The sequence below is a fragment of the Paenibacillus sp. J2TS4 genome (assembly GCF_018403245.1).
Taxonomy (GTDB): domain Bacteria; phylum Bacillota; class Bacilli; order Paenibacillales; family NBRC-103111; genus Paenibacillus_L.
The window spans coordinates 441237-463839 of sequence record NZ_BOSH01000001.1; the positions used below are offsets into that span (position 1 = coordinate 441237).

The window sequence follows — 22603 nt, forward strand, 5'->3', positions numbered from 1 at the left end:
TAATTCAAATAAAATACTTACTGCTTTATTAGTGAAGGGGGAGCCCTATGGTTTTTGAAAATTTGCGGGAGTACTTGCAGGCACTGCGTCGAGAAAACGAATTGGTCGAAATTTCCGCCCCGGTAGACCCGAATCTGGAACTGGCTGAAATTCATCGCCGGGTCATCTCTGAAGAGGGCCCGGCCTTGTTATTTACTAACGTTAAAGGCAGTTCATTTCCCGTCGTGACTAATTTATTCGGAACGATTCGGAGAGTGGATCTGGCTTTCGGTCCAAAGCCGGAACAGCTTATGAAGCAAATTATCGGGGCCAAGGATACGCTTCTGCCGCCGACGTTCAAAGCTCTCTGGGATGAGAAGGATTTGCTTCTGGACTTGATGAAGGTCGGGACTCGGACCGTTGCTTCTGATCAGGCGCCGGTTCTTCAAGTATGCGATCGGGAGCAGCCGTTAACCAAGCTTCCGGCTTTGACCAGCTGGCAGGATGACGGCGGTCCGTTCGTAACGCTTCCGCTTGTCTATACCGAGAATCCCGGCAAGCCGACCGATAACAACCTCGGGATGTACCGAATGCAGCTGTATGACGGCCATACTAGTGGAATGCACTGGCAGATTCAAAAAGGCGGAGGCTTCCATTACCATGAAGCGGAGAAGAACAACCAGGCCTTGCCGGTTACCGTTTTCATCGGGGGACCGCCGGCGCTGATTGCCTCGGCCATTGCCCCGCTTCCGGAGCATCTGCCGGAACTGCTGCTGACCTCGCTTATTATTGGCCGCAAGCTGAGAATGGCCGATAATCCGAATGGGGGGCATCGGTTAGTCGCCGACGCAGAATTTGCCATTTGTGGAGAGGTTCCGCCTCATACGCGCCGGCTTGAAGGGCCGTTTGGCGATCATTTTGGATATTATTCACTGCAGCATGAATTCCCGGTGTTCAATGTTTCTCATATGTGGCACCGTAAAGACGCCATCTATCCGGCGACCATCGTCGGCAAGCCTCGCCAAGAGGATTATTACTTGGGAGATTTCCTGCAGCGGCTGCTGTCTCCTGCTTTTCCGATGGTGATGCCGGCAGTTAAAGAATTGTGGACCTATGCGGAAACGGGCTTCCACGCGCTTGCTGCTGCGGTTGTCCGCGAGAGTTATCGCCGGGAAGCGCTCAGCTCGGCGTTCCGGATTTTGGGTGAAGGACAGCTAACGCTGACGAAATTTCTGATTGTTACGGATTGTCCAGTGGACTTGTCTGATTTTAAACAGCTGCTCGAGACGGTATTGGAGAGATTCCGGCCAAGAACGGATCTGTTCATCTTCAATCATACCTCCAACGATACGCTGGACTATACCGGTCATAAGCTCAACGAAGGAAGCAAAGCGGTGCTCGTTGGAGTCGGGGAGCCGGTGCGCACTCTGCCTGTTCAATATTCAGGCGGGGATTTACCGGGGATTAACGATGTGAAGACGTATTGCAAAGGCTGTATTGTCGTGTCCGGCGGAACTTTCGAAGAGGACCCCAAGCTAGGGGAAAGATTGCTGGAAACAAGCGGGGATCGACTGGCCGCTTGGCCGCTTGTCATTATTGCCGACGATACTTCTATTGTAGATAATCAAACTTCCTTCTTGTGGACCGTGTTTACCCGCTTTAGCCCGGCTTCGGATATGTATGCCCGTTCGCAGGTGGAGAATCATCATATCGGGTATCAATTTCCGATCATTATTGATGCGCGGATGAAGCCGGGTTATCCGGACGAGCTTATTCCCCGGGAAGATATTGTCCGTTTGGTCGATTCCCGTTGGAAGGAATATTTTCCTGGCGGCATTTAACCATCCGATAGGAGTGAGCCTATGCTGAGATATTTGTTTGAAGAGCCGAGAAGACAGGATGAAGGAATATTGCGAGAAGCGATGGAGGCTTTGAATCAGTACCTTCGCAAGCTGGAGAGGGGAGTTCTGGACGAAAGAAGGGCCTCCCGGTCATCACAGCAAACGGAGGAAACGGAGAAGCTTGTTCGCTCAGTAATCATTAAAGCAGGGGGGTTCATCCGGGCGCTGGATGAGCTGGAGCAGAGTATATACGCGGCCGGGCAGTTCAGTCGGCGGGTCCGACGGCGTTTTATCGAAGAGATGGATCTGGAGGAGTTGGATCATTATCACCGCTATCTCTATTTTTATAAAAATGCTCTGCTGCGCATTTTCTCCACGCTGGACAAGCTCGGATATTTTTTGGATGAGCAGTTGAAGCTTGAAACAGAAAAAATAAAGCAGCGTTTTTCTTATTTTACAGTACTCCGCAGAATGCATCAGCGCCGACCGGACTTACAGATGGACAATCAGCTCTATCAAATTAAAGAAAGCTTTCAAGCCTCGATGACCATTTTGCGAAAGCAAAGAAACACCGAGACGCATTTCATGAATACGGAATTGGTCGATGACCTGCTTCAAGCCAAAATGGAACTGTTCCCTCCGGGCAAAACGGCCGTGGAGTCGCTGGAGGACAATTTGCAAACACTGAATCAAGGCTATGAGATGGTATGCCGAAGCTTGACCGCAGCTTTTGCCGGATTAAGCCATGAATTCCAGCGTTCCGGTCGACATCGTTAAGGAAAGCGGGCCTCGTGGGAATAAGATGGATTGGCTAGGTTGACATGAGCCGGCTATATTGTTGGCGGCACTGTCCTGCGGAACGGAATGCTTACTTAGAGTCACCTATATAGTTTATGGGTTAAACTATGATATACTCCAGATAACAGATCATAACGGATTTGGTTAACAAGTATGGAGACCGGAGCGTGCGAGCTTCAGGTCACAAGCAGGAGGTTGACGATGCGGCACGATCGAAAAGTAGCCCTCATTACCGGAAGTGCCAAAGGATTAGGCAAAATGACCGCCGTTTCCTTGGCCGAGCAAGGTTGTGATATCGTCGTTAATTACGTGCACAGCAGGACAGAGGCTATGGACCTGGCTGAGCGTCTCCAAAGACTCGGTGTCCGGTGTATCGCTGTTCAGGCGGATGTCTCCAAGACGGAAGATTTACGGAGGATGGTTGAACAGGTAGAGGAGCAATTGGGCGGGATTGATATACTGGTCAATAACGCCGGCCCTTTTGTGAGGGAGAGAAGGCTTTTTTCCGAATATGAAGCAAGCGAAATCGATTATTTGGTGCGGGGCAATTTGCTTGGCGTCATGGAGTTGGACCATATGGTCCTGCCGATGATGCGGAGGAAAGGCTGGGGGCGAATCATCCATTTTGGCTTCGGAAGGGCTTCAGAAGGGACCGGATGGCCGCATAGGGCAGTTTACGCTGCAGCTAAGGTAGGTCTCGTTTCGTTCACGAAAACGCTGGCCGTGGAAGAAGCCCCTAACGGAATCACGGTCAACATGATTTGTCCCGGAGATATTCGCGGAGAATATAAAGAGAAATATATTCGCGATGTGGAGCAGATTTCGGATGAAGAGTCCCCAAGAGGAAGGCCGGGGACGGGGGAGGATGTCGCGCGAACGATTACTTTTTTGTGCCATCCGCAATCCGATTTCATCACCGGGAACATCATGGATATTTCGGGAGGGCTCGATCCGATTCGAACGGTCAAAGGAGCAGCGCCGCTGTCCGGAAGCAGCTCGCCGGCTGTCCGGAATGGTCCTTCCTCCTTGTAATATGTCTTGCCGAGCCTACATAGGCAAAGCAAAGAGCCCGTTAAGCAACGGGCTCTCCTTCTTGCGCTTGAATTAGAATACTTGGACGACCTCTTCAATGCCTTCCACTTCTTCGACCAATGCGCGCTCAATACCGGCTTTCAGCGTAATGGTGGAGCTTGGACAGCTTCCGCACGCCCCCATCAGCTTCAGCTTGACTATCCCATCCTCGACATCGACGAGTTCCACATCGCCCCCGTCGCGCTGAAGGAAGGGACGTAGCTTATCTAAAACTTCGAGCACTTCGTCATACTTAGTGCTTTGAATACTTTCGCTCATTTGCGTCAACTCCTTTCTTTATTCTATTATAATACAACGTAGGTTAAAATAAAATGGTCAGCACCTATCTTCTTCGGAAAGGGGGACTCCCCATGAGACCGATCATTGAATTTTGCGCTAACAATATGCATCACGGTACCGATGAAGTGATGCAAAAGCTGGAGAGTAATCCCGATTACGATGTCGTAGAGTACGGCTGTCTCGGAAATTGCGGAGAATGCTTTTTAAGCCCTTATGCGCTAGTGAACGGTGAGTTCGTCACTGCGGATTCAGCAGAGGAGCTTTACGAAGCTATTATGGACAAAATAAAAGAGCTGGAGGCCATGGACGAGCTGTTTGATCTTTAATTCAACCGTTCGATTCCATAGCCCCTGGCTTTAAATATCTGATTATCCTTTATGATGCTTGGATAGCCAGAGCACCCCGCTTTTCAGAATTCGCGGTACTTTGCCCAGCATAACCGTACGTTTGCCCATCACGCCAAAGCCGGATTTCTTGCCAAGTGAGCCTAGAACGCCTCTTAGCTTTATGATGCCCAGATGAGGATCTTCATTCTTGGCAATGGCGGCAATGACATCTGCTACTTGCTTGCCCTGGGCCTCCGCGGCTTGTGCGCTCGGAGAGAACGTCAAGCTGGCACAATCGCCAACGACATAAACATTGCTGTATTGTGGTATCTGATGGTATTCGTTCAGCATCACCCGGCCCTGCTTATCCTTGGCCACGTTCAACCGTCCGACGACCGGGCTTGGCTGGATTCCGGCCGTCCAGACCGTCACATCCGTATAAATCAATTGCCCTTGGTTGTAGATGACTCCGTCCTCCAGACGGGTAACGGAAACCTGGTTGACCATCTCGATATTATGCTTCTCGAACCAGCTGCGGACGAAGGTCTGCAGCTTGCCCGGGAAGGCCGACAAAATACTGGATCCCCGGTCCAGAATCCGGATATTGAGGTCCGGCCTGCTCTCTCTAAGCTCGGAAGCCATCTCCACCCCGCTGAGTCCTCCTCCGACGATCGAAACTTGACCGTAGGGCTTCACGTCGTTAACCTTCTGGAAGGTCATCCTTGTAGAGGACAGCGACTGGATGCTATTGGAATACAGCTCCGCTCCTGGAATGTCGTGATATTTGTCTACACAGCCTAAAGCGATAACGAGCACATCATAAACAAGGGGATCGCGGTCCATGAAAAAAATATGATTATGCTCGGGATCGACCGATTCCACTTCCCCGTATATTTTATTCAGCCTGGGATCTGTTGGAAACTCCACTCGTATGTCCACGTCGGGTACCGTTCCCGCGGCAAGTGCATAATATTCGGTTTTCAAGCCTTGATAGGGCATCCGATCGACCAACGTAAGATCGTAATCAGACAATTGTTTTTCTAGCAGCTGGTGAGCGACCGTCAAGCCTCCGTATCCTCCGCCAAGTATCACAATGTGTTTTCTCATGGACAGAACCTTTCTCTCGTAGTTAATTATTTTCCGTAGCAATTAAGTGTCATTTCAAAAATTATAGATTTACAAAAATCGTTATCGGTAAATTTCGATGGTAAACGCAAGCTTTCTCGATCAGAGATCAAGAAAGCCGCAGGCGTTTATCCTTGTATATTGTTCATCGTTTGGACGGATATCATTCCAAACCCGGCTACCTATTAAGCTAGAACACTTTAACTTCGTTATAGAAGGTATCTCTTTCCACGGGAATTCTTCCGGCTCCCTTAATCAACCAGACAAGCTCTTCTTTAGTCAATCCTTCGGGAGATAGAGCCCCCGCGGCATGACTGATCTTCTCCTGAATGATCGTTCCGTGAACGTCGGAAGCTCCGAAAGTAAGAGCCATCTGTGTCAGCTGGGTTCCTAAATTGATGAAATAAGCTTTAACATGCGGAATATTATCAACCATCAACCGGCTGACGGCAATCGTTCGCATGTCATCAAAGGCGGATACTCTGCGCTTGATTCCAGCTTTAATGCTGGCCGGCTGCACCGCATTCGGGATGAAGACGAGGAAGCCGGAAGTCTCATCCTGCAGCTCGCGCAAATAGATCATGTGCTGAATTCGTTCCTCCAATGTTTCAATGGAGCCGTACAGCATCGTTGCATGAGTCTTTAACCCGAGGCGGTGCGCCACCCGCTGCACCTCCAGCCATTGATCGGTCGTCGCTTTTCCGACTCCCATTTTGGTGCGATATCTTTCCGATAAAATTTCGGCTCCGCCTCCCGTTAACGTACCGAGACCGGCTTCCATCAATGTTTGGAGCACTTCCTCATACGAAAGGCCGCTGATCCGGGCAAAAAACTCAATTTCCGCGGCTGTATGGGCTTTCAGGGTTACAGAAGGATATTTTTGCTTCAGCGCTCGAAGACAATCTACATAATACTCGAACGGCACATGGGGATTATGACCCCCGGTAATGTGAAATTCCCTCATTTCGGGATGATAATGCTTGTCAATATACTCAAACATCTGCTCTCCCGTATACGTATAAGCTCCTTCTTGGCCTTCGTCGCGGCGAAAATGACAAAACGCACAATGAGCCTCGCATACATTGGTAAAATATAGACTCATATTTTGAATGAAATAGACCTTCTTGCCATTCTTGCGCAGATTAACAAGATTAGCCAGCTGGCCAACCGTAAGAAGATCGTCCGATTGATAAAGAAAAAGACCGTCCTCCTTCGTCAGACGTTCTCCCTCGATCACCTTTTGCTTGATTTCTTCCATTCTTGCTTCCTCGGTGGGCACAACGATATTCACAGTATTCAGTCCTTTCACAATAATAACCCCTATTTTGCTCGGGGATCCGATCCGAATAGTGTAATGCTCGATCCTTCTTATTATAATCCTAGTCCTAAATAGGGGCAAGACACACTTCGACAGAAAGAAAACGCCCGAATGATTGAAAAAAATACGAATTTCAGCAAAATATGCTTCCAATTATTTGAAAATTGTGTATACTAAATAATTGTGTGATCATTTTATATTAGGTGATAGAAAGTGAAAAGTTTAATGCTGGAAATGGACATTTCCGAAGAAATTGAAGACGCGCGGCAAAATATGGTCAAGCTTGGCAGTCAGTTGGGATTATTGCATCCACGTGTAGTGGAAAGCAGTGAGAACCTGGACAGGCTTCTTCTTCGCTATTACCATTTAGAGAAGGCCAAGAGCAGTTGAGTGAAATTTCGTTTACGGAAGTATTGCCAGGAAGATTGTCACTTGAGACTTACGAAAAATATGGGTATACTTAATCTATAGGGCCAGAAATATTTACGGAATCGTTCCGACATTTTTCTCACCTTTATTCATAGCACCTTAACGTTTACTCTTTCCATATAGAGGAGGGACTCATATGATCAGCATCAGTGACTCGGCAGCCGAGAAGATTAAGGAAATGCTTGCGGCAGAGGAATTGCCTAATCTGTTTTTGCGTATAGGCGTGAAAGAAGGCGGCTGCAGCGGGTTTTCTTATGGCATGGGTTTCGATGACGAGCAGGACAGTACGGACAAGGTATTAGAAGTTAACGGACTCAAGGTTGTCGTCGACGAAGAAAGCAACAAGTATTTGTATGGAGTCGAGATCGACTACAAGGATGTGGGGATGGGTGGAGGCTTCACCATCAACAATCCTAATGCCATCGCATCCTGCGGGTGTGGGCAATCGTTCCGGACGAAGCCGGAAGATGAAGTGCTGGCAGAGAAGTGTGACGACTGATATCGCATTCCATCATCCGTACAAAGCCGGTTAGCGGTTGCGATGTCGGCTTTAGATTGAAAAGAGTGTCGGAATCCCATTGGGGGTTCCGGCTCTTTTTTTGTTAATCATATAGCGCGCCTGGTCAAGCTAGGTTTGCGCTAGGTGGAGCTATGTGGTTAGAAAGCCTGCATTCTGCATGATTTAGGCCGTATTGCTCTGTTTTCGCAGTGCAAGAATACATGCTTTTTCTCACATCTCTTACAGGAAAAATGTTCTTGTATCCCTGACATATACTTTGCTGATATACTAAAAATACAGATAGTAGTATACACTACCTTCTGTCTTCATAACCTTTTTTTCTTTTCTTCTATTTAGCGCTCGATTTATCGGGCGCTTTTTTTGTGTTCACTCGACTGGTTTGAATTTCCATAACTTATCGAAATTCCATAAGCAGAAGTGTTCAAGCGGCTTGTTCAGGTGGCCTGCAGCTTTTCACCTTTTATTTCCTGGGTAATTGTCCCTAGTAATGAAAGACTTCTTCGATGCATATATATAGCGAAAAAAGAGGGGACGGAAGCGGATGCAGGAGAAGCTGAAAGCCTATTTTGACTTAAAGGAGCAGCAGAAAAAGGTGGAGTCTGAGCTCGAGAAGCTGAGACATGAATTGATCAGGATTTTTCCAGAGCCGATCGAATCGGACATAGGGGAATATCGCTTGAAGATCGCTATTCAGGAGCGCAGAGAATATGACGATCAAGCCGTCTACAATAGGATGAAGGACGATGCTTTATGGAAGCTTATGTCTAAAGTCGATCCCGCTAAAATCTCCGGATTAATCAAATTGGACGTGATTAAAGAGGAAATGCTGGCCGGTACGTATGAGATTAAAAAAATTCCATATGTTCAAGTTAAAAAAAGGTAGCAGAAAGAAGCCAACGCGTATCTACTAATCGGGAATGGAGTGGGAAAAAGTTGCTTCCAGGGCGAGTATTCGTTTTGTATTCCTGCCATCCGAAGGCCTGCTCCAAGCTTGGGAAGCACTTCTCCTTCGGAAAGGAAGGACAGAATTTCTTTAGTGCCACAAATACTTACTAGGCTGCTTTACAAGGAGCGCCCCCTGTCTATTTGACAGAGGGCGCTTTCTGTGAACTGTCGCTGCTGACCTTAAGCGGGGGCTGCGCCTAAAGCGCTCAGAGCTTCCATTTCATCCGCAGACAATTGTACCGAGCCCGCGGCAGCGCTATCGGCTATCGATTGCGGGCGGCTGGCTCCGGGGATCGGAAGCATGACCGGGGAAAGCTGAAGCAGCCAGGCGAGGGCTACCCTTTGGGGAGAAGCCTCGTGCCGGGACGTAATTTGGCGAAGGGTTTCATTATCCCCAAGTTGACCCGCTTTGCTCATGCCGTTCAGTGGACTGTAAGGAAGAAAGGCGATCCCCAGTTCCTCGCAGCGGCGCAGAACGTCCATCGAGGAATGATCGAATAAATTCATTCGATTCTGGACGCTGACAACCGGCACGATCGTTAGAGCTTCCTCTAATTGTTCAACCGAGACATTGGATAATCCGATATGGACAATCTTGCCTTGCTCCTGCAACCGTGCCAAGGCTCCTACTGATTCGGCAAACGGCACGTTTATGTCTGGGGAGTGCAGCTGATAGAGTATAATTTCTTCTCTATCCAGCGCCCTCAGGCTCGCTTCACAAGCCGCAAGCAAATGCTCCGGGCGTCCGTTGCGCTCCCACCGCCCATCCGGCCGGACCGTACCGCCTTTGGTGGCGATAACCGAATCCGTGACTCCTTTGAGAGCTTTGGCGAGCAGCCTCTCGTTATGACCGGTATCGTGATCGTCAATACAATAGGAATCCGCCGTATCAAATAGAGTGATCCCTTGCTCCACAGCAGTGTGAATAGTCCGAATGGCATCCGGCTCTGACGGACGGCCTTGGATGGACAACGGCATACAGCCCATCCCGATGCTGCTCACCTGCAGCCCGGAGCTCCCGATTTCACGGAGTGGCAGTGATTTCCCTGGCTTCATAGCAATTTCCCTCCCATTATTTGGTTTGTGACTTCTTCTTTATTATAGTTGAAAGTTATTGTTAAGGGCTAGCAAGAGGTTGTTGAACTTTAAGGCAAGGAATTAGCGCTTCGATGGAGAATACAAGAGCATAGGAGGAGGGACGGGATGAACATTAAAGTTAATCTGATGGTCGGCGAGTATCAACTGGATCACGTTCTGAGCATTGAGGATCACAAGCTCGAAAGCTTATCCGAGGAAGAAATTGAAGCGGTCATTGAGATTAGAATCCGGGACTGGGCCAATGATTTAATCCGTATTGCCTGGGAAGTAGAGGAGGAATAATGGTTAAGATAGGGCCGGCCGGTCAGGTGCCGGCCTGTCTTTCGGGGAGGAAGGCGTAGAAAGTATGGCCGCACGGGGAACAATTAAATACATGGACGCAGACCTGATTTTGCACATCGGCAAACCCGTTCGTCAAAGATAGATCGTCGATTGGACGATAAGGGGAATAAGGTCCCAAATAATCGTTGAAGCGTCCGTAATCCTCCGCAGCTATTCCACATTGTGGACAGGAGAGCTCGGCCGTCTCCAATCCATTGCATACCGGACAGTAGTACGATAACAAGAAAAAGGGCACCTCCTGTCGGCGGCGAACCGCCGGATTTGGAAATAGGTTGCCCTAAACTTTCTTATTTCATAAACTAAGCAGGAAGCTCTGCGACTAGAGTCACGGTGGTTGAGCTGTTGTTAAAACTTCATGTTGCTGCTGTGCCCGGGGGCCAGTCTCGCTTTAGGGTCGACGTATACCTTGGCGTTATTGATCGCGGTCGGAGCTTCACCGAAGCCGACGGCGATCAGCTTTAATTTGCCCGGGTAGGTCGTGATATCACCGGCTGCAAAAATCCCCGGAATGGAGGTCTCCATTCGGGAATCCACTACAATCGATCCGTTCTCGATTTCGAGTCCCCATTCTGAGATTGGTCCGAGCGAGGAGACAAAGCCGAAATTAACAATAACCGCATCGACCTCCAGCCCGGTTAATTCATTGGATTCCATATCTTTAAGCGTAACTTTATCGATTTGATCTTCTCCATGGAGTTGAACAATTTCTTTAGGAGTCACGACATGGACTTTAGATTGCCTGAGTGTTTCTACACTGTGCTCGTGCGCTCTAAATTTATCTCTGCGGTGGACAAGAGTGACCTGCTCGGCTATCGGCTCCAGCATCAGAGCCCAGTCTACAGCAGAATCGCCACCGCCGGTGATCACTACTTTTTGCCCGGCAAAGGCGTTCAGGTCTTTAACAAAATAGTGTAGATTGGTGCCTTCGTACCGGGAAGCTTCCGGCAAAGCAAGCTTTCTCGGCTCGAAAGCTCCGATTCCGCCTGTAATTACCACTGCCCGGCCTTGATGCACTCCTCGATCCGTCGTTACTTCAAAGAGGCGTTCCGCCTTCTTATCGACGCGAAGCACCTTTTCCTCAAGACAGACGTCCAGTGGAAACAGGCTCATTTGCTGGGCTAGATTGTCAACTAGCTCCTGTGCGCGTACCTTTGGAAAACCTGCGACATCATAAATATATTTCTCGGGATACAATGCAGACAATTGACCCCCCAACTGCGGCATGCTTTCGATGATTTTGGCGGACGCCTTTCTCATTCCTGCATAGAAGGCCGCGAACATCCCCGCAGGGCCTCCCCCGATAATCAGAATATCCACTATTTCTTGCTCTTTATCAGACACTGTAAAAGTACACCTCCGTACATTAATACCTACCAATACTATTATAAGCTTTGCTTTGAACGAAAGGAACCCAAACACGGGAGAAAGAATAAAGAGCTCCTGGAACCGATATGCTATCTAGCCGAACAGGTAATCAGGCGTGTCTAAAGCACCAATTCACTGCAGTCTTACGGCTTTGGTAGCACATAAGTCCCACATATAAAAATGAAGGCGCTTTCTGGCGGCAGATTAATTTTGGTGGTCAAAATTATGCTTGATATTTGAGCAGCTTAAGTTTATCCTTTCTATGGAATGGGTTAATAATTGTATAGTAAAAGCTAATAGACAATAATATAGAGAGCACTTTTTGTTAAAGGTCATTTGTGTAATTTTTCACAAGTAGATTAACCTCAAACATAAAGATGATGGAGTGGGTAAAAGAGATGGGTAGAATACCAAGAATCGTTATTTTGGGAGCTGGCTACGGCGGCATTGTGACGGCGATTCGATTGCAAAAGGAGCTTAATTATAACGAAGCCGATGTAACTCTGGTCAACAAGCACGACTATCATTATATCACCACACATCTGCATATGCCGGCGGCGGGAACGGACAAACCGGACAACGCCCGGGTCGATATCACCAAGCTGATCGATGAATACAAAATTGACTTTATCAAGTCTACCGTTACCCAAATCAAGCTCGATGAACAAAAGGTAATTATGGAGGATAGTACAATCTCCTACGATTACCTCGTCATCGGTTTGGGAGGGGAACCTGAAACGTTTGGAATTCCGGGCTTGCAGGAATATGCCATGAACATCCGGAGTATTAACAGTGTCCGGCTTATTCGCGAGCATATCGAATACCAGTTTGCCAAATTCAAGCGCGAACCCCATCGCTTGGATTATTTAACCTTCGTTGTTGGCGGAGCCGGATTTACGGGAATCGAATTTATTGGGGAACTGGCCGATCGTATTCCAAAGCTTTGCTCAGAATTCGATGTGGACCCTTCACACGTCCATATTTATAATGTAGAGGCGGCTCCAACCGCTTTGCCGGGATTTGATCCGGAATTGGTTGAATATGCAATGAAGGTGCTTGAAGATAAAGGAATTACGTTCAAAATCGCAACTGCGATCCAGGAATGCACGCCGAACGGAGTGGTGCTCGCGACAGGTGAAGAAATTAAATCATCCACTGTCATCTGGACCGGAGGCATTCGCGGAAATCATATGCTGGCGGAAGCAGGCCTCGAAACGATGCGTGGTCGTGTCGTAGTCGACCCGTATTTGCGGACCAAGGAGTACGATAATGTTTATGTAGTGGGAGACTGCTCCATCGTTATGAATCCAGAGGGAAGACCTTATCCTCCAACGGCTCAAATCGCTACCCAGCAAGGACAGATTTGCTCCCATAATCTGGTCGCCTCTATTCGCAATGCGCCGCTTAAGGAATTCCAATTCCAGAACAAGGGTGTAGTCGCCTCGCTAGGAAAAGGGGAGGCGATCGGTGTCGTCGGCAAGTATAAATTAAAAGGCGGAACCGCTGCTATGATGAAGAAGCTGGTGGATATGCGCTATCTCTTTATCATCGGAGGAATCCCGCTTGTCTTGAAGAAAGGCCGCTTCTAGTCCGTCCTGTATATTATGAAAGTAGTTTGCTGTGTAACAGCTTTTAGGGAGGTCCGTTCATGAGGCACTGTAGTGTTCAAGTAAGAGGTCTTCTTACCCGAGAGGAGCTCGATCGGTACAACGCATTGTTTGAAGTCGGACATTTCTTGGAAGCGGAGAAACGGTACGATTTGGTGCAAACCGTGCAAAAGGAAATAGACATTCTCATTCTGCCAGCCATCGAAAGGCTTAAAGAAAAGGGCCGTCAACGCGACCGCGATACGGAAGAATATTTAGCGCGCAAGGCTCAGATGGAAGCGGAGCTTGCCTTGCTTCGCGAGGAGGAAGAGGAGTAAATTATATAGTTATCAAGGAAGCTTCGCTGCGGCGGAGCTTTCTTTTTTTGAAGGTTTATAAAGAGCCTCTGATCAAACCGCCGAAGGCAGTGGATCAGAGGCTGAGAAATTGACTTAAAGAGACAATAGCCCGGTGACTTTCTCGGGAGTGAGCAGATTGCCCACATAGAATTCCCCGAACTCGCCATATCTGGCGCTGGCTTCATCAAATCTCATTTCGTATACGAGCTTCTTGAAGGTAAGAGCGTCGTCGGAGAATAACGTAACTCCCCATTCCCAGTCATCCAGTCCTACCGACCCGGTAATAATTTGCTTGACCCGTCCGGCGTAGCTGCGGCCAATCATCCCATGATTGCGCATATGGTTGCGACGCTCCTCCATACTGAGCGTGTACCAGTTGTCATTGCCTTCCCTGCGCTTGTTCATAGGGTAGAAGCAGATATGCTTCTTCTTAGGTAAAATCGGTTTCAAACGGGCGACGACTTCAGGATCCTGCATAGGATCGGAACCCGGTTTGGCCATATAACTGCTCAATTCCACAATGGAGACATATGAATAGGCAGGCAGCAAATGCTGAGCGAAGATCTTCTTGTTGAATGCTGTTTCCAGCTCCCCGAGATCGTCCATCGTTTCTCTCAAATGCATAAAGGCGATATCGGCCTTCTGTCCAACGATGCTGTACGCGACCGTGCTGCCCTGCTTATCATTCTCAACACTTTGCCAATCGTTCATAAACTGCTGCAGCTCTTCCATCGCCTGCTTTCTTTCCTCTTCCCCGGCGTATCTCCAGGATGCCCAGTTAATCGTGCGGAAATCGTGCAAACAATACCAACCGTCTAAAGTTTGTACCGCTTCACTCACAGTGTCCACTCCTTCTATAATGATAGCGCTTGTCCAGCGTAAATATTACGAATAACGGCTCTCGCCTTACCCGAGGCAGGGGCATATTTGCGGAAAACCGCTCCCGTTCCATTTATTGTAGCCAATTAACAGAAGGAGAGCAAATGGATACAGGAGTTAAAGTTGTCAATTTATTGACTTATCCGAAAGGGCAGGACATAATCGTACCTCCGCTGGTTGTTCTCCCTTTACTTTTTCTTTTCGATTAGGCTACAATAGGTATCGAGAAAATAAGTTCTCTCCGTCTTAGGAGTGGAATAACATAGGGGATGAGATAAGGATGATTATAGACATAGTGCAGCTGATCGTGCTTATTTTATTGGGCTTCTGCATGTTCTTCGGCCTCGGGTTCATCCTGAATATGCTGTTGAAGACGACATGGCTTCCCATTTATGCCTATATCATTGTTGTGGTCGGGCTGGTTTATTGGTCTTGGGGAGCGGCTTCGTTAATCGAGAATATTAAAGGATATACGCTAGCGGATTATCTTCCCATCGTCAGCGGGCTGGTGGGAGCTATTATGAGCGGGTATACGATCAAAATGCTGCGTGTTAAAGGATACAAAATGTTTTAATGAATGAAAACCTCTCTGGAGCAGAGGTTTTTCTTTTTTGTGCGGTCACTTTCTGAGTATCCTTTTTTTATTCTCTTTTTGGGGGAAGGGGGATATGGTAGAATGAAGGGTACAAGATTATGGGTGGATGGAGTCGGGTAGTATGCGAATAACGAATTTGCTTCATTTTACCGAGAACCACAGATTTTGCGTATACCGCGATTTCTCTTTGAGCAGCCTGGATTACAAGCTTCTGAGCAGCATATACCAGCCCATGGTTGGCGCTTTTGCGATAAGTGTTTACATGACGCTCTGCCAGCAGCTTTCCGGAGAAAGGGTAGGCTACTCCGAATTGGAGCAGCAGCGCAAATTATTTTTAAGTCTGGAGCTGGATCCCGGAGAGCGGGGCCGATCGATTTTTATAGAGCAGACCTCTAAGCTGGAGGCGGTTGGATTGCTTCAGAGCTCCCGCCGCTATCTCGCTTCGAATGAAGATTATATTTATGATTATCAGTTGTCGAGACCTTTGGCACCGGAGGAATTTTTCAAAAATCAGCATTTGATTCTACTGCTCCGCGACAAAGTAGGCAAATATATGCTGTTGTCCTTGAAGGAAGAGCTAGTATCCGAGGAGCCAATGGAGCTGGCGGATTCACAGCCGGAAAACTTGTCCGTCCCGTTCTATGATTTGTTCCGGCTCAATACGCAAATCATAGATTATGAGCTGGAGCAGGCGTTCTATCAGACGGCTTCCAGCGGTTCGGCGGCGGCAGCCAGCCCGGGGCCAGACGTGACGACCAAAGGGTACGGCTACGCCGATATTATTCGTCGCTTTCCACGTGAATCTATCAACAGGCAGCACGTAGAGGGGCTTAAATTCCGGCTGGATCAGCTGGCTGCCATTAACATGACGGCCAAGAAATACCGGCTGACGCTGCTGGAAACCTGCCGATTGCTGGATGAAGACGATGTGTTTAACGAAGATGGACTGCTGCAAAGCGAAGTATTGAGCTATAAAGCGAACTTGTATTTTAGACAGAGTAAAAAGCGAGAGGAGCAGACGGTTCGTCGTCTCGGCGGCGGAGCGGAGGAAGAAGCTTCTTCGGCAGAAGGAGCTTCAGAGGAGAAAGCGGTGGAAATGGCCTATTATTTGGAAGTCCCTGCTTTATTCCAGGGTCAGTGCGATATTCATCAATATAATATGATCATGCGCAATGAGCCTTATACGCTTGTGCTGGAACGTTTTTTCCCGCAGGGCAGCGTGCCGGACGGAGTGCTCGACATTTTCCAGAAAATCGATTTGAACTATAAATTAAATGAAGAAGTTATCAACGTGCTCATTCACTATATTCATGCGGATCGCAGGTCTTGGGCTAAATCGTCGATAGAAGCTGTCGCCTCGGATATGCTGGGCAAGCAAATAAGCTCCTATGAGCAAGCGGTTGAATACATAAGGGAAATGCGGCGTTACAAGCAGGAGGCTGCCGCCAAAGCCGTCGCCCGGGGAAGCGGGGGCAAGAGCAGAGCCAAGGGCAAGCCAAGAATTCCGGTGATAACGGACAAGCCTAAAGGCGGCAAGCGGCTGACGGACGAGGAGATGGAAGCGATGCGGCGCAAGGCGTTGAAGCTGGACGGGAAGCTATAATGGTGTCGGCTTGACCGGCAGGAAGGAGGAGACAGATGGAATCGCTGGCCGAACTATTAAAAAGCATCTCTAACGGGCCTTTATTGAAGGACAGGGAGGAATTACGCAAACAACTGGTGTCGGACACTGCAGTCCGTGAATGGCGTCTCCTGTACCCCGAGGTAACCGAGGAAGATATCGGACTTAATCTGAACAAATTTCACCAATACGTTACGGAACGGAACCATTGCAGTCAATGCCCGGGCCTCGAGCGTTGTCCCAATGATTTTGAAGGTCATTATACGGTGCTGTCGGCCGAGACGACCCAAAACCGCTGTTATGTCTATGATCGGAAGGTAAGCTGTGATAAATATACCGCCAAGCAAAATCAAGATTCCATTCGCAGCCGCATCCGCAGCTTCTATGTGGACGAGCGTTCATTGAATGAGGGCTATTCCGCAGATGAAATTCTTAGCAAGGATTGGGAGAGAGCGGGAGCGGTCGATAAAGTAATGGATTATATTTTGACCACCAAAGAGGGCGGATTGGGACGTCATGGATTATATCTGGCCGGACCGTTCGGGACCGGAAAAACGTTCCTGATGTGTTACATGCTGTATGAATTGGCTAAAGTCGGGCTCACTGGCGCTATCGTCTATATGCCGGATTTTTCCGAGGATCTGAAGTCGATGTTCCAGGACCCGCAGAAGCTTAAAGAAACTATTGACCTGCTGAAGGAAACCGATCTCCTTGTATTTGACGATATTGGAGCGGAGAACATGAATCCCTGGCTGAGAGACCATGTTCTGGGGACCATCCTCAACTACCGGATGAATCGGAAGCCGACTTTTTTCACATCCAATTATGAGCTGGACGATCTGGAGAAGCATTTCAGTTTTACCAGCAAGGATGGGGAAGAGGAATTTAAGGGGAAGCGGATTATGGATCGCATCCGGCATTTTGTTGAAGTGATCGAAGTGACCGGGTATAACAAAAGAAATAAGGACAACTAATCCGGCTTGTAATAATCTACAAAGAGGCATAATACCCGGATATGCACTTTTAACGCAAAAAAGTCTGAGCGGTGAGTCCCGTTCAGACTTTTTCAATATTCATGACATTACCCGTGAGAAGGCTTACCCACTGAGAGGACTCCGCCAGCAAGGCTGGAGAGAAGTCCGGCTTATCGAATGGCCACTTCAATAGCGGTTGCGATGATTGCGATTAAGAACATGACTCCAAACGTGCCGGCAAAGCCAATCGCCACATCCATAAAGTCATTTCTCGGCTCCTCGTTCACGTGATGACCGGGATGTTTAGGATCTAGCATAGATTTCCCTCCTGTAATCAATGCGCCGCCAGGCTGATTGGATATTTAGAGCTACCTTGCCATAGGCGGGCGTAAAATTCGCATAATAGTCTCTTATCAGTATACCCAAATCAGCAGAAAGTTGTAAACCCTCCTCCCTGGGGTTCTATGGCATATTGAGCAGATCGTAACAAGTTGGTCATAATTCTTTCACAATATGCAGATTTCTCCCTCTTGGATGGGGTTATGAAATCAGGTATCTTTGTGGTATACTTTACATGTTGACGTTAAAGGTCACATGATGATCCACCAATATACAGAATATTTAAGGAGGATTTCCATAATATGGCTATTGTAAACGTTTCTGACCAGTCTTTTAAAGAAGAAGTGGAAGGTCAAGGTACCGTATTGGTTGATTTCTGGGCCCCATGGTGCGGACCGTGCAAGATGATCGCCCCCGTACTCGAGGAATTGGACGGAGAAATGGGAGAGCAAGTCAAGATTGCCAAAGTTAATGTGGATGAGAATCCGGAATCTGCCTCCCGCTTTGGGGTAATGAGCATTCCGACCTTAATTTTGTTCAAGGACGGACAACCGGTCGATAAAGTCGTTGGATTCCAATCCAAAGACGCTCTGAAAGGCGTTATTTCCAAGCACCAATAAGCTGACAATAACAGGCATGTCATCAAGCTCTTTTTCTGCTATGCTGAAAAGGAGCTTTTTGCCGTTAGTCGGACAGGCTGGCGGCTTTCCCAGACAGGACAGAGAGGAGGGACTTCGGTGCAGGGGCAATCCACTGATTATCGGGAGACTATTCGTGCCAAATTGGCACTGCTGCCCGACAAGCCGGGCTGTTACTTAATGAAGAACCAGGATGGGACCGTCATCTACGTCGGCAAAGCGAAAGTGTTGAAAAACCGTGTGCGCTCTTATTTCACCGGAAGCCACAGCACGAAAACCCAGAGGCTTGTGGGGGAGATCCGTGACTTCGAATATATCGTGACGGCCAACAACGTAGAGGCGCTTATTCTGGAATGCAACCTGATCAAGCAATATTATCCTCGATATAATGTCCTTTTAAAGGACGATAAATCTTTTCCTTATATTAAAATTACGAATGAGAAGCATCCGCGTCTGGAAGTCACTCGAAAAGTGGTTAAGGATAAAGGGAAATATTTTGGGCCTTATCCCAATGCTTACTCTGCTCAAGAGACGAAAAAGCTGCTGGACCGGCTATATCCGCTGCGTAAATGCCGGACCCTGCCCGATCGGGTCTGCCTATATTACCACATTGGACAATGTGTGGCGCCTTGTGAATATGAGGTTCTGCCGGAGGAATATGAGCGGATGACCCAGGAAATTACCCGATTTTTAAGCGGCGGCCATAAGCAAATTAGACAAGAATTGGAACGGAAAATGATGGAGGCGGCGGAGGATTTGCAATTTGAACGGGCTAAGGAGCTCCGCGATCAGATCACTCACATCGATGCCGTCATGGAAAAACAAAACATTACCGTAGCCGATATGGTAGATCGGGATGTTTTTGGATATGCGGTCGACCGTGGGTGGATGTGTGTCCAAATTTTATATATGCGTCAAGGCAAAATGATTGAACGCCACGCTTCGATTTTTCCGTATTACGGGGAAGCATATGACGATTTTTTGACGTTTGTCACCCAATTTTATAGCGAGAACCCAGCCTTGCCCAAAGAAATTCATCTGCCATCGGAAGCCCTTCCGGAAGCTGCGGCGGAGAAAGCGGATGGCGCAGGGGAAGGCGGGAACATAGAACAGTCAAGCCCGGCAGAGCCGCCGAGTCTTATGGAGGAGGAGGCTTCAGAGAGGAGCCAGGCCGAGGGAGAAGAGAAGACGGACATTAAGGAAGCTCTGGAGTCATGGCTGAAGGTCAAGGTGCGTGTTCCTCAGCGGGGCGTCAAGAAGCATGCGGTCGATATGGCGTCCGACAACGCGCGGGTGGCATTGGAGGAGAAGTTCCGGATGATCGAGCGGAACGAGGAAAGGACGGTGAAGGCCGTCGAGAATCTCGGCGAACGGCTCGGGACTGGAACCATTCACCGGATAGAGGCGTTCGATAACTCCAACATTCAGGGGACCAATCCGGTGTCGGCCATGGTTGTGTTTATCGACGGCAAACCGGAGCGTAAGGAATATCGCAAGTATAAGATTCGTACGGTACAGGGACCGGACGATTACGAAACGATGCGGGAGGTCATTCGGCGGCGTTACGAACGAGTGCTCAAGGAAAATCTGCCGCTGCCGGATTTGATCGTGGTGGACGGAGGCAAGGGCCAGATTTCTGCGGCAGTCGATGTGCTGGAGAACGAGCTGGGGCTGTTCGTCCCCGTCTGCGGGCTGGTCAAGGATGCCAAGCACAAAACCGCCGAGCTTATGACCGGAGACCCGCCGGAGACGGTGCCGCTTCCCCGGGACAGCCAGGAGTTTTATTTGCTGCAGCGGATTCAGGACGAGGTTCATCGATTTGCCATTACGTTCCACCGGGAGCAAAGAGGGAAATCGATGGTGGCGTCACAACTGGATGCGATTCCTGGAATCGGCGAGAAGCGCCGGAAGCTGCTGCTTAAACATTTTGGCTCTTTGAAAAAAATTAGAGAGGCCGCCGTAGAAGATTTCCGCTCTCTCGGAATCGGCGAGAAGCTGGCCAATACCATTCTAACATCGCTTCGCGGGGAGCAGAATGATAGGGAAGACACAAGCAAATCCGAGGGTTAAGGAAACTCGACCTCTTGAAAGCGCTCGGGAGAAAGCGGAGTCTGCTGTAAACGAGCATAGGATGTCCCGTCCTCTCTCCAGTTCGAGGAACTTGTAGAAAGCCTGCAAATCTGCAGGCTTTTAGGCTCTTTTGATCCGATTCCCATCCAAGCCTGCAAAAATATAGCCTTTTTCTCGCTCAAGGGGCAATCGGTTGGTTATTTAACTACCAGAATAAGCCGGTCAACCAAGACTTGGAGCTTCGTCGGGAGCTGTCCCCGATCGTTTGCGGAACAGACTGTGCAGCCACATCAAGACGTAGCCGAGTATGGCCGGCATCAAAATATAGAATACACCGATCAGCACATTAGCCGCTGTAGGCGCGGTAGTCATCAGCGATAGCGCCATTAGGATGATATCCATCGTCGCGTGCGTAAAGATGGCGGTCATCAGTCCGTATTTCAGAAAGATGTAGCCGAAGAGGATGCCGAGCACCGCTACCTCGAACAATCTGGTGTAGCTCGGATAAATGGTATATCCTGTATGGCCCAACGCCCAGATAATGCTAGGCAGCAGGACGGCGAGAAAGCGGAAACGGACGAATTTTTGAAAAAAAGCAATTCCAAAAAAGCGGTACATAATTTCCTCGGAGGTGCCGGCCATCCAAGCTAACAGCGGGAACAAAGCAGGCCAATACATATTCAGCACCGATTGAGTAGGATCGTTCACGGCGAAGGAATCGAATGACGCCCCGGCAATAAAGAACAGAACCTGCTGTACTCCAAGAATGAATAGGCAGAGAAGGTAGCCTCTACCCATTCCGTAGAAAATATCTTCCCCATATTTGGCTTCTCTCCATCTGGGCCATGGGTTCCATCCCCGCGCCCTCCACAGCTGGTCTCCGGAGATGGCTGCGAAATATTGGGCGGCCGCTAACAAAGCTATGAGGCCAAAAGTGAAAACGATGTAGAATACGTTAAAGAATGCCGCATCTTGGATCGACATCTGGGTAGTCATGCCCGGCAAGCTGTTAATGGTATGGAGGCCGTATAAACCGGCAAAAATAACGGCAAACAGAATCCCGCGTGAGAAACGGACATCTCTGCGATAGACAATAGCCATAATAATGGCTCCCAGGCTCAATACAAACATCCCGGCTAACCCGATGAAGGACATTCGGCTAGCGGACTGCTCTTGATTGACCAGCCAGAGGCGGAAATCTTCAGGAACGGAAAAGGTCGGAATAAACCCGGCTACTTCTGTTCCTTTCATAGAGACTCCTAACTGAAGTCTGGCTTCGCCAATGGACTCCTTGGTACTCTCGAACAGCAGCAGATTGCCTCTGGTGCTCTTCAACCTCTGTAAATCAGCCGGATTATAACCAAGCTCGCTCAGGAAGGTCTCCGCGGCTGCCTGGCGATGGTCTGGCGAACCGGATGAAGTGGCGGTAGCGCTGTATCGAGTCCAGGCGACCACATCCGGTGAACTCAGGCCGACCTGAATGACCCATTCAGGCTTGCCTCGCGGGCCGAGCATCTGAACCTCCCAATAATCCAGCGGATACTTTTCTCCATATTGCTTTAAGTAGTCTTCCGTCAGCTCATTTTTTTGCACATAGCCGCTCATCGCTTTATCGGATTGATAAACGGTATTTATATGGTCCGGATTATAAGACGGCTCTTTTGTTCTTATAAACTCCACAGCAAGCTCTGCCGCTTGCTCCTTGCTAACTTGCGGACCTGACAGATCTTCCTCGATGCCACGGGTGCCCGGAAGCAAATTTATGAAGATGACACCGAAGTATAGAAGGACGCCGATAACGGCTAACCAGATGAGGCGACGGTTTATTTTATGCGGAACCACGGGCATTCTCCTTCTTATGTTCTTTCTTTCCAAAGTAACATATCTGATAGACGGTTTCCAGCGATTGCCTTCATTCTAGATTTTCGACAAAAGAGGAGAGCTTCATTCGATGTGAGAGGAGGCAAATGGTTGAAAATAGAATAGAATCTTGGCTTGCCGGAATAATTTGCCCGAAATCTTCCTCACAGTATGATTTTTTCCTTAAATATGGACTTTGTATACGGACCAAAAGCAGGATATAAT

The 22603-nt window shown here is 48.7% G+C and carries 24 protein-coding genes; 15 read left to right on the forward strand and 9 right to left on the reverse strand.

Annotated elements, in window-relative coordinates:
- The first annotated feature begins 47 nt into the window (after window positions 1-47).
- The 3 genes from KJS69_RS01995 (at window position 48) to KJS69_RS02005 (ending at window position 3650) form a co-directional block, all read left to right on the forward strand.
- Window positions 48-1820, forward strand: a complete 1773-nt coding sequence (locus KJS69_RS01995; RefSeq protein ID WP_213581334.1) for a UbiD family decarboxylase — start codon at window positions 48-50, stop codon at window positions 1818-1820.
- Between the two features lie 21 nt (window positions 1821-1841).
- Window positions 1842-2597 carry a Cthe_2314 family HEPN domain-containing protein gene (locus KJS69_RS02000; protein WP_213581335.1) on the forward strand — a complete coding sequence of 252 codons (756 nt, stop codon included), beginning with the start codon at window positions 1842-1844 and terminating at the stop codon, window positions 2595-2597.
- Between the two features lie 222 nt (window positions 2598-2819).
- Complete coding sequence (locus tag KJS69_RS02005; RefSeq protein WP_213581336.1) at window positions 2820-3650, forward strand: SDR family oxidoreductase; 831 nt, start codon at window positions 2820-2822, stop codon at window positions 3648-3650.
- A gap of 72 nt (window positions 3651-3722) precedes the next feature.
- Here KJS69_RS02005 and KJS69_RS02010 read toward each other — a convergent pair whose 3' ends face one another.
- Entirely contained in the window at window positions 3723-3968 is a 246-nt protein-coding gene (locus KJS69_RS02010; RefSeq protein WP_213581337.1) for a NifU family protein, read from the reverse strand.
- 92 nt (window positions 3969-4060) lie between these two features.
- Between KJS69_RS02010 and KJS69_RS02015 the strand changes: the two genes are divergently transcribed.
- The gene (locus KJS69_RS02015; RefSeq protein WP_213581338.1) at window positions 4061-4315 is read left to right on the forward strand and encodes a YuzB family protein; all 255 of its coding nucleotides are present in this window, start codon (window positions 4061-4063) and stop codon (window positions 4313-4315) included.
- A gap of 42 nt (window positions 4316-4357) precedes the next feature.
- Here the strand turns inward: KJS69_RS02015 and KJS69_RS02020 are convergent, their stop codons facing one another.
- Both KJS69_RS02020 and mqnE read right to left on the reverse strand, forming a co-directional pair.
- A complete protein-coding gene (locus tag KJS69_RS02020; protein ID WP_213581339.1) occupies window positions 4358-5422 on the reverse strand; it encodes an NAD(P)/FAD-dependent oxidoreductase in 1065 nt (354 codons plus the stop codon).
- A gap of 208 nt (window positions 5423-5630) precedes the next feature.
- Complete coding sequence (mqnE, locus tag KJS69_RS02025) at window positions 5631-6698, reverse strand: aminofutalosine synthase MqnE (RefSeq protein WP_374706606.1); 1068 nt, start codon at window positions 6696-6698, stop codon at window positions 5631-5633.
- Between the two features lie 273 nt (window positions 6699-6971).
- Between mqnE and KJS69_RS02030 the strand changes: the two genes are divergently transcribed.
- From KJS69_RS02030 to KJS69_RS02040, 3 genes are all read left to right on the forward strand, one after another.
- Complete coding sequence (locus tag KJS69_RS02030; RefSeq protein WP_249730304.1) at window positions 6972-7148, forward strand: aspartyl-phosphate phosphatase Spo0E family protein; 177 nt, start codon at window positions 6972-6974, stop codon at window positions 7146-7148.
- A gap of 175 nt (window positions 7149-7323) precedes the next feature.
- Window positions 7324-7686 (forward strand): HesB/IscA family protein, encoded by a 363-nt coding sequence (locus KJS69_RS02035; RefSeq protein WP_213581340.1) that lies wholly within the window; start codon window positions 7324-7326, stop codon window positions 7684-7686.
- A 562-nt stretch (window positions 7687-8248) separates the two neighbouring features.
- A complete protein-coding gene (locus tag KJS69_RS02040) occupies window positions 8249-8590 on the forward strand; it encodes a hypothetical protein (protein WP_213581341.1) in 342 nt (113 codons plus the stop codon).
- Window positions 8591-8832: 242 nt separating this feature from the next.
- On the opposite strand, the gene KJS69_RS02045 is transcribed toward KJS69_RS02040, so the two are convergent.
- Window positions 8833-9708: an aldo/keto reductase gene (locus tag KJS69_RS02045; protein WP_213581342.1), complete on the reverse strand. Its 876-nt coding sequence runs from the start codon at window positions 9706-9708 to the stop codon at window positions 8833-8835.
- Window positions 9709-9855: 147 nt separating this feature from the next.
- Here KJS69_RS02045 and KJS69_RS02050 point away from each other — a divergent pair, with 147 nt between their 5' ends.
- Complete coding sequence (locus tag KJS69_RS02050) at window positions 9856-10032, forward strand: hypothetical protein (RefSeq protein ID WP_213581343.1); 177 nt, start codon at window positions 9856-9858, stop codon at window positions 10030-10032.
- Window positions 10033-10054: 22 nt separating this feature from the next.
- Here the strand turns inward: KJS69_RS02050 and KJS69_RS02055 are convergent, their stop codons facing one another.
- Both KJS69_RS02055 and KJS69_RS02060 read right to left on the reverse strand, forming a co-directional pair.
- On the reverse strand, window positions 10055-10315 hold the full coding sequence (locus KJS69_RS02055) for a hypothetical protein (protein WP_213581344.1): 261 nt from the start codon (window positions 10313-10315) through the stop codon (window positions 10055-10057).
- 122 nt (window positions 10316-10437) lie between these two features.
- Window positions 10438-11433: an NAD(P)/FAD-dependent oxidoreductase gene (locus tag KJS69_RS02060; RefSeq protein WP_283777432.1), complete on the reverse strand. Its 996-nt coding sequence runs from the start codon at window positions 11431-11433 to the stop codon at window positions 10438-10440.
- Between the two features lie 422 nt (window positions 11434-11855).
- On the opposite strand from KJS69_RS02060, the gene KJS69_RS02065 reads away from it, so the two are divergent.
- Both KJS69_RS02065 and KJS69_RS02070 read left to right on the forward strand, forming a co-directional pair.
- Window positions 11856-13046 (forward strand): NAD(P)/FAD-dependent oxidoreductase, encoded by a 1191-nt coding sequence (locus KJS69_RS02065; protein WP_213581345.1) that lies wholly within the window; start codon window positions 11856-11858, stop codon window positions 13044-13046.
- A 59-nt stretch (window positions 13047-13105) separates the two neighbouring features.
- Window positions 13106-13381 carry a hypothetical protein gene (locus KJS69_RS02070; protein ID WP_213581346.1) on the forward strand — a complete coding sequence of 92 codons (276 nt, stop codon included), beginning with the start codon at window positions 13106-13108 and terminating at the stop codon, window positions 13379-13381.
- Between the two features lie 114 nt (window positions 13382-13495).
- On the opposite strand, the gene hemQ is transcribed toward KJS69_RS02070, so the two are convergent.
- A complete protein-coding gene (hemQ, locus tag KJS69_RS02075; RefSeq protein ID WP_213581347.1) occupies window positions 13496-14242 on the reverse strand; it encodes a hydrogen peroxide-dependent heme synthase in 747 nt (248 codons plus the stop codon).
- A gap of 319 nt (window positions 14243-14561) precedes the next feature.
- Here hemQ and KJS69_RS02080 point away from each other — a divergent pair, with 319 nt between their 5' ends.
- The 3 genes from KJS69_RS02080 (at window position 14562) to dnaI (ending at window position 17471) form a co-directional block, all read left to right on the forward strand.
- On the forward strand, window positions 14562-14855 hold the full coding sequence (locus KJS69_RS02080) for a YuiB family protein (RefSeq protein ID WP_249730305.1): 294 nt from the start codon (window positions 14562-14564) through the stop codon (window positions 14853-14855).
- 142 nt (window positions 14856-14997) lie between these two features.
- Entirely contained in the window at window positions 14998-16479 is a 1482-nt protein-coding gene (locus KJS69_RS02085; RefSeq protein ID WP_213581348.1) for a replication initiation and membrane attachment family protein, read from the forward strand.
- A gap of 35 nt (window positions 16480-16514) precedes the next feature.
- Complete coding sequence (dnaI, locus tag KJS69_RS02090) at window positions 16515-17471, forward strand: primosomal protein DnaI (protein ID WP_213581349.1); 957 nt, start codon at window positions 16515-16517, stop codon at window positions 17469-17471.
- Window positions 17472-17641: 170 nt separating this feature from the next.
- Here the strand turns inward: dnaI and KJS69_RS02095 are convergent, their stop codons facing one another.
- A complete protein-coding gene (locus KJS69_RS02095) occupies window positions 17642-17788 on the reverse strand; it encodes a YqzM family protein (RefSeq protein ID WP_213581350.1) in 147 nt (48 codons plus the stop codon).
- Window positions 17789-18112: 324 nt separating this feature from the next.
- On the opposite strand from KJS69_RS02095, the gene trxA reads away from it, so the two are divergent.
- Together trxA and uvrC are read left to right on the forward strand one after the other, a co-directional pair.
- Window positions 18113-18430, forward strand: coding sequence for a thioredoxin (gene trxA, locus KJS69_RS02100; protein ID WP_213581351.1), 318 nt, complete (start codon window positions 18113-18115; stop codon window positions 18428-18430).
- A gap of 117 nt (window positions 18431-18547) precedes the next feature.
- Window positions 18548-20518 carry an excinuclease ABC subunit UvrC gene (gene uvrC / locus KJS69_RS02105; RefSeq protein WP_213581352.1) on the forward strand — a complete coding sequence of 657 codons (1971 nt, stop codon included), beginning with the start codon at window positions 18548-18550 and terminating at the stop codon, window positions 20516-20518.
- 222 nt (window positions 20519-20740) lie between these two features.
- Here uvrC and KJS69_RS02110 read toward each other — a convergent pair whose 3' ends face one another.
- On the reverse strand, window positions 20741-22360 hold the full coding sequence (locus KJS69_RS02110; protein ID WP_213581353.1) for a CPBP family intramembrane glutamic endopeptidase: 1620 nt from the start codon (window positions 22358-22360) through the stop codon (window positions 20741-20743).
- Window positions 22361-22603 lie beyond the last annotated feature (243 nt).